General features: G+C 68.9%; 10 protein-coding genes. 4 read left to right on the top strand and 6 right to left on the bottom strand.

Features of this window, described 5'->3' with window-relative positions; genetic code table 11:
• Positions 1-55 precede the first annotated feature (55 nt).
• Positions 56-853 carry a hypothetical protein gene (locus tag AC1DMN_RS15035; protein ID WP_477230013.1) on the bottom strand — a complete coding sequence of 266 codons (798 nt, stop codon included), beginning with the start codon at positions 851-853 and terminating at the stop codon, positions 56-58.
• A 232-nt stretch (positions 854-1,085) separates the two neighbouring features.
• Between AC1DMN_RS15035 and AC1DMN_RS15030 the strand changes: the two genes are divergently transcribed.
• The 3 genes from AC1DMN_RS15030 to AC1DMN_RS15020 all read left to right on the top strand — a co-directional run bounded on the left by AC1DMN_RS15030 (position 1,086) and on the right by AC1DMN_RS15020 (position 4,664).
• Positions 1,086-2,078, top strand: coding sequence for a hypothetical protein (locus AC1DMN_RS15030; protein WP_477230012.1), 993 nt, complete (start codon positions 1,086-1,088; stop codon positions 2,076-2,078).
• Positions 2,079-2,130: 52 nt separating this feature from the next.
• Entirely contained in the window at positions 2,131-3,366 is a 1,236-nt protein-coding gene (locus AC1DMN_RS15025; RefSeq protein WP_477230011.1) for a hypothetical protein, read from the top strand.
• 65 nt (positions 3,367-3,431) lie between these two features.
• Positions 3,432-4,664, top strand: coding sequence for a hypothetical protein (locus tag AC1DMN_RS15020; RefSeq protein WP_477230010.1), 1,233 nt, complete (start codon positions 3,432-3,434; stop codon positions 4,662-4,664).
• A gap of 147 nt (positions 4,665-4,811) precedes the next feature.
• On the opposite strand, the gene AC1DMN_RS15015 is transcribed toward AC1DMN_RS15020, so the two are convergent.
• The 4 genes from AC1DMN_RS15015 to AC1DMN_RS15000 form a co-directional block, all read right to left on the bottom strand.
• Positions 4,812-6,536, bottom strand: a complete 1,725-nt coding sequence (locus AC1DMN_RS15015) for a dipeptide ABC transporter ATP-binding protein (RefSeq protein ID WP_477230009.1) — start codon at positions 6,534-6,536, stop codon at positions 4,812-4,814.
• The gene (locus AC1DMN_RS15010) at positions 6,533-7,546 is read right to left on the bottom strand and encodes an ABC transporter permease (RefSeq protein ID WP_440732695.1); all 1,014 of its coding nucleotides are present in this window, start codon (positions 7,544-7,546) and stop codon (positions 6,533-6,535) included. Before AC1DMN_RS15010 ends, AC1DMN_RS15015 begins: the two co-directional genes overlap by 4 nt.
• Before the next feature lies 1 nt (position 7,547).
• Complete coding sequence (locus AC1DMN_RS15005; RefSeq protein WP_477384498.1) at positions 7,548-8,624, bottom strand: ABC transporter permease; 1,077 nt, start codon at positions 8,622-8,624, stop codon at positions 7,548-7,550.
• Positions 8,625-8,798: 174 nt separating this feature from the next.
• The gene (locus AC1DMN_RS15000; RefSeq protein ID WP_477384496.1) at positions 8,799-10,433 is read right to left on the bottom strand and encodes an ABC transporter substrate-binding protein; all 1,635 of its coding nucleotides are present in this window, start codon (positions 10,431-10,433) and stop codon (positions 8,799-8,801) included.
• 327 nt (positions 10,434-10,760) lie between these two features.
• Between AC1DMN_RS15000 and AC1DMN_RS14995 the strand changes: the two genes are divergently transcribed.
• A complete protein-coding gene (locus AC1DMN_RS14995; protein WP_477230007.1) occupies positions 10,761-10,985 on the top strand; it encodes a hypothetical protein in 225 nt (74 codons plus the stop codon).
• Positions 10,986-11,208: 223 nt separating this feature from the next.
• On the opposite strand, the gene AC1DMN_RS14990 is transcribed toward AC1DMN_RS14995, so the two are convergent.
• Positions 11,209-11,589: a DUF779 domain-containing protein gene (locus tag AC1DMN_RS14990; RefSeq protein WP_477230006.1), complete on the bottom strand. Its 381-nt coding sequence runs from the start codon at positions 11,587-11,589 to the stop codon at positions 11,209-11,211.
• Positions 11,590-11,649 lie beyond the last annotated feature (60 nt).

Genomic DNA, 11,649 nt, shown 5'->3' with positions numbered 1-11,649 from the left:
GTCCGGCTGTGCGGTCGATGGGCGAGGCGGGGAAGACCCCCCCTCGCCCCGGCCRTCAGGCGCAGGAACTGAGTGCGGGCGACGTCACGAAGAGGTCGGCGTTCTGGCGCGATCCTCCGGTGACGTACGGGAGCGTGAAGGTGTAGGTGAACAGGACAGTGCCGTCCGAGCTGGGCGTGAAGGTCGTCGCGGGCGTCTGCGCGCTGCCGAAGTGGGTGTAGCCGACGAGGCCGTTGGGAACGACCGCGATCGCCGGGTTTCCGTAGTACCCCTGCACGACTCCTGGCATGTTCACGCCGGCGCCGGCCACCGAGATGTCCAAGTACTGCGGTCCGAGGTAGTCCGCCGAGGCATAGACCGGCATCGTGAACGAGTACGCGATGCCCGCCTTCACATCGACGGCGTAGTTCGCGGTGATGACGGAGGGCGTCTGGTCTGCGCCGTCACGGTTGTCGTTATCGTCGAGCGACAGGAACCCGACGCTGTTCTGCGGGTCGCCGCCGCCCGACCACCAGCTGGCCGGCGTCGGAGCGACCGCGGAGTCGGTCTGAGACCAGAGCCCCGTCTGCGGGTCCTGGACCGGCGCCTTGGGCGGAGTCCAACCGGTTCCGAACAGTCCATCTGATGTCGGCGATGTGCCGACCCGACCGTCGGACACCAGGTTCCCGCCGACGACGGTGAACGACCCCACCGGCAGCGCCGCGCAGGGAGCAGGCGCGGTCGAGGCCACGGCCACCGGGGCGGCGACGGCCATGGCGATGACCGGTACCGACCACGCGGCGGTCTTCACCACGGTGCGACGGCTGAGGCCGCGATGGACGCTGTCCGTTTCGGGCACGACGAATTCGGGCATGCAGGTTTCCTTCCCCATTGGATGCCGCACGGCCCCCAGCGGGCGCGCGACGACCGGCTCACGGGTCGGGTGCCCGTGATATTCCGGCATCGAGCAAAATAGCGGATCCGCCCGTCACGTTCCGCATCCCTTGCGGAAACCTACTGTGACCGGTCCCATGTCAAAGTTCGCGTTGTTCTTCATCTCCAAAACCCACATCGGTGGATGCGCGCCGCGACGATAGCCTGGCGGCATGCGATGGGAGAACGACGTCGAGGTCGGCAACTGGATCCGGGATCGTCTGGATCCCGGCTTCACGACGATGCACGGCGTCGTGCCGCACGGGTTCGAGGCGTACGCCAGGATCTTCCATCCGGCGTCGGTGCGGAGCCTCCTCGGTGGCGGCGTCGTGCCGACGAGCGACGAGCTGCGCGCGATGTCGGACGACGAGTTCGACCGCACCGTCGCGTCGTTGCGGGACGAGGTCGTCACCTGGGCGGACACGGCCGCAGCCTTCGGCACGGTGCTGCACCCGCTCGCACAGTGGAACCGGATCGTGCGCACGCCGGAGGGCGAGGACTGGCGCGGCCGGCGCTCCCCCGACGGGCGGCAATTCAGCGCGCCGATCGAGGGCGATCTGCCGCCCGCGATCCTGGCTCATGTCGCCGAGCACCTGGTCGCGCACACCACGACGCCGGACGACGGGATCGCGGGCGTCTGGGCGGGCTGGGGCGGCCTGCTCGGTGGCTACGGTCCCGCCGGGCGCGTGTTTCTGACGGCCACCGGCGACGCCGCCGAAGCGCACGCGGCGCTGCTGGCCGAGAGCATCCACGACCCGTTCAACAACCCGTACCAGAAGGCGGTGTGGCACGACGGGATCCTGCCCCGCGAGATCTCCGAGAGCGCGCACCTCGAGCTCCCGCAGCGCGAGCACGTGCTGTTCGCCGCGCCGCCGCGCGCGTTCGCGGATCCGGACTGGGTGGCGTTCGTCCCCTGGCGCGACCCTTCGACAGGCTCAGGGATCGGGCTCGACGAACGCGGYGTCGCACCGATGGCGCAGCACCCGAGCCTGATCTGGCCGGCGGACCGCGCCTGGATCCTGGTCAGCGAGATCGACTTCGACTCCACGGTCGTCGCCGGATCCGCCGCTCTCGTCGCCGCGCTGTGCGCGGACGAGCGGATCGAGGCCCTGCCTCTCGCCGAGGGCGCGGACCTGCAGTGGGACGCCGACGAGCTGAACCGTTGAACGCCCGCCGCGGTCCGGCCAGGATGCGAGCCATCGGGGTTAGCGTGGACGCGTGACCGTGCCGACGAACCGACCAGCGGGCTCGTATCCTTTCGATGCCACCCCGCTCACCGCGCCGATCGACCGCGCCGCGCTGGCCGCGTTCGCCCGTTCGGCGCCCGCCGGAGGCTCCGGAGCGAGCGCGCCCCAGATCATCGGCATGGTCTTCGGCGGCATCGCCATCGTCTTCATCCTCGGCGTCGCGGGCAGCATCTTCGGTGCGATGCTGAGCACCTCCTTGGGAGTCGGCGTCAGCGTCATCGTCACCCCCCTCTTGCTCCTGGTCGTCGCGGCGGTCATCACGGTGGGCGTCGTGTTCTGGGTGCGCGGCCGGAGGATCCGGACCTACCGCCTCGCCGCATTCGCGGCGGCAAACGGCATGAGCTACCTCCCTGAGCTCGCCGATCCGCAGCTTCCCGGCATGATCTTCGGCCTGGGCCATGCGCGGGCGTCCCGTGACCTGGTGCGAGGCACGACACCCCGCTTCGTCGAGTTCGCGAACTATCAGTACACGACCGGATCCGGCAAGGAAGCCGAGACCCACCATTGGGGCTACGTCGCCATCCGACTCGACGTGCCGCTGCCGAACATCGTGCTCGATTCGCTCGCGAACAACGGTTTCCTCGGCTCGAACCTGCCCGCGTCCTACGGCAGGCATCAGCGTCTGTCCCTCGAGGGCGACTTCGATCAGTACTTCGCGCTGTACTACCCCGAGGGCTATGAGCGCGACGCGCTGTATCTGTTCACACCTGACGTCATGGCGCGCCTCATCGACAACGCCGCCTCCTTCGACATCGAGATCGTCGACGACTGGCTGTTCCTGTACGCCCAGAAGACAGAGGTGACGACCCTGGATCCCGCGGCCTGGGCGCAGCTGTTCGGCACCGTGGGGGCCGTCATCACCAAGCTGCAGCAGTGGGCGCGCTGGCGCGACGACCGGTTGCGCGCGGCGGGAGCCGTCGGCGCCGGCTCCACGGCCGCCCCGTCCGCGTCCCCGGTGCCGGCCACGGCCCCTGGCGTGCCGGTCGCCCCGCTCGGATTCCTCGCCGGCGCCGCTGCCCCGAGCGCCGACGCCACCGGCTTCGCCGCACCCACGCCGGCGGATCCGGGCCAGCCCTGGTCGCCGCCCCCGGGCGTCGCTTCCGGCGGGCGCCGGCTCAAGCGCGCGTTCCCCTGGGTGTCGGTGCTCATGTTCGGCATCATCGCCGTGGCGTGGTTCGTCTTCCGGGTGCTCCTGTTCGGGCACTGATCCGGGCACCGGCCCCTCGGCAAGAACCCCGCGGATCCCGCGGCGGCTCGGGCTAGCGTGGGGGCGTGAGCACCCCACTGCCCCCGGGATACTTCGATCCCCGGCCGCTGACCGAGCCGGTCGATTCCAGCGCCGTCGCCGCGTTCGCGCGGCAGCAGCGCGCGCAGCACCCCACGTCGGGCGGCACGATCGTCGGGATCGTGATCGCCGCGGTCGTGATGGCGATCCTCGTGGTTCCGGTCATGTTCGTGATCGCCATGGGCATCGGCCTCACGATCGGCTCCGCAGTGGGCCACGGCGCGGGCGGGAGCGCGGGCGCCGCGATCGGCGGGTTCGGAATGCTCGTCCTGATCGGGGGGATGGGCACCGGCGCCTGGCTCCTCATCGCCAGGGCCCGGCGCGATCGACGGATCGCGCAGTACCGCATCGCCTGCTTCGCCGCGGCGAACGGAATGTCGTACATCGGGACGATCGCGGATCCGCCCCTTCCCGGCATGATCTTCGGGCACGGCTCGGGGCGTGCGACGACCGACGCGGTGCGCGGCACGCAGCCGAGGTTCGTCGAGTTCGGCAACTACCGGTACACCACCGGCTCGGGCAAAGACGCCCACACGCACCAGTGGGGGTACATCGCCGTCAAGCTCGACGTGCCCCTCCCGCACATCGTGCTGGACGCGCTCGGCAACAACGCGCTGGGCAGCAACCTGCCCGCGTCGTTCGACAAGCATCAGCGGCTCTCGCTCGAGGGCGACTTCGACCGCTACTTCACGCTGTACTGCCCGGCCGGCCACGAGACCGATGCGCTGTACCTGTTCACGCCCGACGTGATGGTTCGGTTCATGGACAGCGCGGCCCTGCTCGACGTGGAGATCGTCGACGACTGGCTGTTCCTGTACACGCAGCGCCCCGTGTCGACCCTGGATCCGAACAGCTGGGGCTGGCTGTTCGGTGCCGTCGCCGCCGTGCTCGGCAAGCTCGACCAGTGGGAGCGCTGGCGCGACGACCGGCTGCGGCTGGGCGCTCCCGCGGACGCGACCGCTCCTGCCCTGGCGAGCTCCGCCGACGCCGTCGGCGTGGTTTCGCCGTCCCCGGGGCCGACCGCCGGGCACGCACTGCCCTTCGCGGCGCCCGTGGACCTGCTCACCCCGCCGCCGCCCGGCGTGGCGCCACCAGGCCAGCGTCTGCGCCGGCGAGGACCGTGGGTGACGCTCGCAATCGTGTTCGGCGTGGTGCTGGGCGTGCCGGTGATCTTCATGGGCGCGCTCGGCGTCATCACCCTTCTCGTGGTGGGCCGCTGAACGGGACCCACTCCCTTCTCCGGTCGTTGAGCGAGCACGGCCGAAGGCTGAGCGAGACGAAACGCGGTGCCCTTTCGAGATGACCCCGTTTCGACTCGCTCCGGCTGCGCCGGTGCTCGCTCAACGACCCCGTGAGGGGTCTGGCCCTCAGGCGCCGCGGCGCACCGCCTGCCAGAGAGCGCGGCGCTCGGCCTGCTCCACCGGATCCGGCACGGGAAGAGCCGCGAGCAGCTCCCTCGTGTAGGAGTTCGACGGATCGTTCAGCACCTGCGCGGTCGTGCCCTGTTCCTGGATCCGCCCCCGCCGCAGCACGATGATGCGGTCGGAGACCGCGTCGATCACGGCGAGGTCGTGGCTGATGAACAGCGACGCGAAGCCGAGCTCGGCCTGCAGCTGCACGAACAGGTCGAGCACCTTCGCCTGCACCGAGACGTCCAGCGCGCTGGTGGGCTCGTCCGCGATGAGCAGCTTCGGATCCAGAGCCAGGGCGCGCGCGAGCGAGGCGCGCTGCCGCTGGCCACCGCTGAGCTCGTGCGGGAAGCGGTCGCCGAAGCTCGTCGGCAGGCGCACCGCGTCGAGCAGCTCGTCCACCCGAGCCCGCGCGGCGGCGACGCTGGACGCCTTACCGTGCACGACGAGCGGCTCCGCGATGCACTCGGCGATCGACAGCAGCGGATTGAAGCTCGTGGCCGGATCCTGGAACACGAACCCGATCTCGGGGCGGAGCGGGGCCAGCTGACGCTGCTTGACGCCGTTCATCTCCTGGCCGAGCACGCGCAGCGATCCGCCGACGACCGTGGTGAGGCCGACGACGGCGCGGCCGATCGTGGTCTTCCCCGACCCGGACTCGCCGACCAGGCCCACGACCTCGCCGGGGCCGACGTGGAAGTCGACGCCCTTGACCGCCACGACGCCGCCGCGGCCGAAGCGGCCCGGATACCCGATCTCGCACGCCCGCGCGACGATCAGGCTGCCTTCCGGGGCCTCGTCCGCGACGCCGGAGGCCGGGCTTGTCACCGCCGCCTCCAGCATCGACTTGCCCTGGCCGACGTGCGGCACGGCGGCGAGCAGCTCGCGCGTGTACTCCTGCTGCGGGTTGGCGAAGAGCTCACGCACGGGGGCCTGTTCCACGATGTCGCCGCGCAGCATCACCACGACACGGTCGGCGAGGTCGGCGACGACGCCCATGTTGTGCGTGATGAGCACGATCGTCGCACCGAATTCGTCGCGGCAGGCGCGCAGCAGCTCGAGGATCTCGGCCTGCACCGTGACATCGAGGGCCGTGGTCGGCTCGTCGGCGATGATGAGCCCGGCGTTCAGCACGAGGGCCATCGCGATCACGATGCGCTGCTTCTGCCCGCCGGAGAACTGGTGCGGGAACTCGTCCACGCGCTGATCCGGATCCGGGATGCCCACCTTGCGGAGGATCTCGATCGCCTTCGCCCGCGCCTCCTTCTTGGAGAGCCGGCCGTCGTGATGCGCACGCAGCCCCTCGGCGATCTGCCAGCCGACGGTGTAGACGGGGTTCAGCGCCGTGGACGGCTCCTGGAACACCATCGCCGCGTCCCGCCCGCGCATCGCGCGGAGCTTCGCGGGAGACGCGTGCACGACGTCGGTCTCACCGCCGCGGCCGCGCACGATGACCGCACCCGACATGGTCGCGGTCTCCGGCAGCAGGCCGAGCAGCGCGTTGGCGGTGACGGTCTTGCCGGATCCGGACTCGCCGACGATCGCGAGCACCTCACCCGCATGCGCCTGGATGTCGATGCCTTTGACCGCGTCGACGGGCTCGGCGTCGGTCGCGAAGCGCACCTTGAGCCCGCGGAGCTCTGCCACATCGGGCAGCCCGGTGTTCATGGTCGTGCCGGTCATGCCGCACCTCCCGCGCGACGGCGGGTGCGCAGTCGCGGATCGCTCAGGTCGTTGAGGCTCTCGCCGACGAGGGTGATGCCGAGCACCACCAGCACGATCGCGAGGCCGGGGAAGATGGACGTCCACCAGATGCCGCTGGTGACGTCCGCGATGGCGCGGTTGAGGTCGTAGCCCCACTCCGCGGCCGAGGTCGCCTCGATGCCGAAGCCGAGGAAGCCGAGCCCGGCGAGGGTCAGCAGCGCCTCGGAGGCGTTCAGCGTGATCACGACCGGCAGCGAGCGCGTGGAGTTGCGCAGCACGTGGCGGGTCAGGATCCGCCCGGTCGGCACGCCGATGACTCTCGCCGACTCGACGAATGGCTCGGCCCGGACGCGCACCACCTCGGCGCGGATCACGCGGAAGTACTGCGGCACGAACACCACGGTGATCGACAGGGCCGTGGCCATGATGCCCGACCACAGGTTCGACTGCCCGTGGCTGATCACGATCGACATCACGATGGCGAGCAGCAGCGACGGGAACGCGTAGATCGCATCGGCGATCACGACGAGCGTGCGATCGAGCCAGCCGCCGAAGTAGCCCGACACCAGGCCGAGCGCGATGCCGATGAAGATCGAGCAGGCGATCGCGGCGAGGATCACGAGCAGCGCGGTCTGGGATCCCCAGATCACACGGGAGAAGACGTCGAAGCCGCTGACGGTGGTGCCGAGAAGGTTGGTGGCGCTCGGCGGCTGCTGCGTGCCGAACTTCACGCCGTTCACGGACTGCTGCGCCCACGAGTACGGGGCGATGAACGGCGCCAGGATCGCGACCAGCACGAAGATGCCGGTGATGACGAGACCAGTCACCAGCATGCCGCGCTGCAGCCCAACGCTCTGGCGCAGCTGCGAGACCACGGGGATCCGCTCGCGCCAGCGGCGCTTGCGCGGCGCCTGGGCGGCGAGCGCCTCGGTCTTCGGAGTCGGGAGGTCGCGGTCGATCACGGGGTCGGGGGTGTTGTCGACGTTCATCTCAGTACCTCACCCGCGGGTCGATCATGGCGGCGACGATGTCGACGACGAAGTTGGTGACGGCGACGATCACCGCGATCATGACGACGATGCCCTGCACGGCCACGAAGTCGCGCGCCTTGAGGTACTCGCTCAGCATGAAGCCGATGCCCTTCCACTCGAACGTCGTCTCGGTGAGGATGGCGCCGGCGAGGAGCAGTGCGATCTGCAGGCCCATCACGGTGATGATCGGGATCAGTGCCGGCCGGAACGCGTGCTTGGTGACCAGACGGTACTCGCTCACGCCGCGGGAGCGGCCGGAGGTGACGTACTGCTGGCCGAGGGTGCCGATCACGTTCGTGCGGATGAGCCGCAGGAAGATGCCGGCGGTCAGCAGGCCGAGGGCGAGGGCGGGAAGGATCGCGTGCCACAGCACGTCGAGGATCGCGGGACCGTTGCCCAGCCGGATGGCGTCGAGCAGGTAGATGCCGGTGGGGGTGCTGACACCGCYCATCAGCAGCTCGGTCTGGGTGCTCGCACGCCCGGAGACCGGCATCCAGCCCAGCCAGACCGAGAAGACGAGCTTCAGCAGCAGGCCGACGAAGAAGATCGGCGTGGCGTAGGCGAGGATCGCCATGATGCGCAGAGATGCGTCCTGCCACTTGTCGCGGCGGTGCGCCGCGACAAGGCCGAGCGGGATCGACACCGCGAACGCGACGATGAGCGCGTAGATCGCGAGCTCGAGCGTGGCGGATCCGTAGGTCAGCAGCACCGTGGTGACCTTCTGGCCGTCGGTGATGGTCGTGCCGAAGTCCCCGCGCAGGATGTTGCCGAGGTACTCGAAGTACTGGATCAGGACCGGCCGGTCGTAGCCGGCCTGGTGCACACGCGCGGCGAGCTGGTCGGGAGGCAGGCGACCGCCGAGGGCCGCGGTGATCGGGTCGCCGGTGACCCGCATCAGGAAGAAGACCAGGGTGACCAGGATGAGGACGGTGGGGATGATCAGCACGAGGCGGATCAGGATGTAGCGCCACAGTCCTCCTCCTGAGGACTTGGGACGCGTCGCCACGGGATCTGCGGCGAGGACATCAACGGCCATGGGGAACCTTCGTGAGGGTGGAGCGGATCCGGTCGCTTCACTGCGAACCGGAGTCGGGCGGATCAGGACCCCGTGACGGGGAGTCGAGCCTGTCGAGGTTAGGGACCGGATCTGCGCCCTGGAACGAGGACGGGGCACCGTCGCGAGTGCGGCGATGCCCCGTCTGAGGGTGCGCTACTTCGTCAGCGGCGCGTAGCGGAACTTGAACGACGCGTCGAGCGTGGTGCCGTTCACGTCCTTGCCGACGACGGCGACCTGCTTGCCCTGCAGCAGCGGCAGGGTGGACAGGTCCTTCGCGACCATGTCCTGCACCTGCGCCAGGTCGGCCATGCGCTTGTCCTTGTCGGTCTCGGTCTGCGACTTCACGATGAGGTCGTTGACCGCGGTGTTGTCGTAGTGGTTCTTCAGGAAGTTGTCCGTCGTGAAGAACGGCGACAGGTAGTTGTCGGCGTCGGAGTAGTCCGGGAACCAGCCGAGCTGGTAGGCCGGGTACACATCGGCCGTGCGGTCCTTGGAGTACTGCGTCCACTCGGTGCTCTGCAGGTTGACGGTGAACAGACCGCCCTGCTCGAGCTGCGCCTTGATCGCGGCGTACTCGTCACCCGAGGACGGGCCGTAGTGGTCGCCGTTGTACTGCAGGTTCAGCGTGACCGGACCGGTGATGCCCGCGTCGGCGAGGACCTTCTTCGCCTTGTCGAGCGAGGGGCCGCCGTTGCCGTCGCCGTACATCGACTTCAGCGGCTGGGTCGCGCCGGCCATGCCGTCGGCGACGAACGAGTACAGCGGGCTGTACGTGTCCTTGTAGACGTCCTTCGCGATCGCCTCCCGGTCGACGAGGTCGGCCGCCGCCTGACGCACGGCCTGAGCCTTGGCCGGGTCGGCCTCGGGGGTCGTCGCACCGAACGGCTGCGTGTTGAAGTTGAAGACGACGTAGCGGATCTCGCCGCCGGGGCCCTCGACCAGCTTGACCTTCTTGTTCTTGCCCAGGTCCGCGGTGTCGGTGGCCGACAGACTGCGGAACGCCACGTCGACGTCGCCGTTGCCGATCGCGAGCTTCAGGTTCGACGCGTCGGCGAAGTACTTGACGTTGACCTGGCTGTTGGCGGCCTTGCCGAGCTCGCCCTGATAGCCGGCGTACGGCTTGTAGGAGATGAGCTGGTTCTTCTTGTAGTCGGTGATCTCGTACTGACCGGCGAAGGCCTTGCCCTTGACGATGGCGTCGTCGTCGGTGACCTTGTCGGCCGAGAAGACCYTCTCGTCGACGATGGGCGCGGCMGGGCTGGAGAGGATGAGCGGCCAGATCTGRTCGTTGCCGTTCTTCAGSGTGAAGACGACCGTGGTCGCGTCSGGCGCCGCGGTGCTGGCSAGGTTGCCGAGSAGCACRGCCGGSCCGTTGGGRTCGTTGATCTTGACCATGCGGTCGAAGGAGAACTTCACGGACGCCGAGGTCAGCGGGTCGCCGTTGGCGAACTTCAGACCCTTCTTGAGCTTCACCGTGTACTCGGTCGGCGAGGTGAACTCCGCAGACTCGGCGATGTCGGGGGTGACCTCCGCGGTGCCGTATTTGCTGTTCATCAGGAACGGGTAGACCTGGTTCATCACCGCGAACGACCCGTTGTCGTACGAGCCGGCCGGATCGAGGTACGTGATCTTGTCGGTCGTGCCGACGGTGATCGTGCTGCCGGAGGATCCCCCGGTCGAACCCCCGCCGCCCGTGCTGCTCGTCGCACAGCCCGCGAGAACGAGGGCCGTGGCGCCGAGCGCGCCGATGGCGAGGCCGAGACGGCCTCGAGTGCTGTGGAATGACATATACACCTCTGTATCGGTTCCGTGACCGCGCTTGAGCGCGGCCGCAACATCCATGGCCGTCAGGGTTCACGGCGCACGGGACACCCGATTGTAGRCATGGCTCGGCGATTCCCGGGAGTTCCGACGCCGAGACGTGACCTGGCCAGGAGATCTTCCTGGCCGGCATCGACGCGGACCTTAGCCGTTCCGACGGGCGGGATCCCTGGATAGCCGGGGACCGCTCCTTGGCAGCCCGAGTCGTCCTCGCTAGCCTTACCCCATCGCCAGCGGCGAATGCTGACGGGGCCCGATCTCGGGCATCGACAAACCGGAGGAATCACTATGAGAATGCGCAAGTTCATTGCTGCGACGGGGGGAACCGTTCTCGCAGCTGCGCTGACCATCGCCATCGCACCGAGCGCCTCGGCGGCCACCCAGGTCGGTTCGGGAGGCTACGCCTCGCTGAGTGCCTGCCAGGCCGACCAGCGCCAGTTCGCGCGCAGCGGATATCAGATCGCCCAGAACTGCGAGCTGCGCGGCGACGGGTACTACCACTTCACCTACTGGGCCTGACCCTCGACGCCACGAGTTCTTCGAACTCTCGTGAACAGACCCTGGGACCTCGACGCTAGATCCCAGGGTCTGTCCTTTCGCCTCCGACTCTCCCCGACGCTCGGGCGCTCCCTAATCCGGGGCATGCGGGAGCTAGCGGGCGTAGCTGTCGATACAGATTGACCGCAGCCGCTGATCCCGACGCGGTAAAAGGGACCGGCTGCCAGCCGGTCCGGGTCGTCGATCAGGCCGGGGCGAAGTGCTCCAGCTCGGCCTGATCGAGCATCCGCGAACGGGTCAGGAATCGCTTGCCTGTCGGCGCCTCCACACTGAATCCGGATCCCCGTCCGTCCACGACGTCGATCGTGAGGTGCGTGTACTTCCAGTACTCGAACTGCGACGCGGACATGTAGACCGGCACGGACTCCTCGAGGCCGACGTCGAGATCACCGAGCAGCACGTCGCCGGATCCGATCAGGAACATCCCCACCGGATAGCACATGGGTGCGGATCCGTCGCAGCATCCTCCGGACTGGTGGAACATCAGCGGACCGTGCTGCGCCGTCAGTTCGCGCAGCAGCGCCGCCGCCTCCGCCGAGACCTCGACGCGGTGGAACTCGGGCATGGCCCGCTCCTCTCGTGTGTCGCCCCTCGGTCGTTGAGCGACGCTTCGACTCGCTACGCT

This window comes from Microbacterium sp. 01T413_2, from assembly GCF_056398985.1.
This window is presented reverse-complemented; position numbering and strand designations above follow the sequence as displayed.

Bases quoted from the DNA above. Each gene is read 5' to 3' on its own strand.
- AC1DMN_RS14990 (WP_477230006.1), bottom strand. From the start codon at position 11,589: ATGCCCGAGTTCCACCGCGTCGAGGTCTCGGCGGAGGCGGCGGCGCTG.
- AC1DMN_RS15015 (WP_477230009.1), bottom strand. From the start codon at position 6,536: ATGACCGGCACGACCATGAACACCGGGCTGCCCGATGTGGCAGAGCTC.
- AC1DMN_RS15035 (WP_477230013.1), bottom strand. From the start codon at position 853: ATGCCCGAATTCGTCGTGCCCGAAACGGACAGCGTCCATCGCGGCCTC.
- AC1DMN_RS15010 (WP_440732695.1), bottom strand. From the start codon at position 7,546: ATGAACGTCGACAACACCCCCGACCCCGTGATCGACCGCGACCTCCCG.
- AC1DMN_RS14995 (WP_477230007.1), top strand. From the start codon at position 10,761: ATGCGCAAGTTCATTGCTGCGACGGGGGGAACCGTTCTCGCAGCTGCG.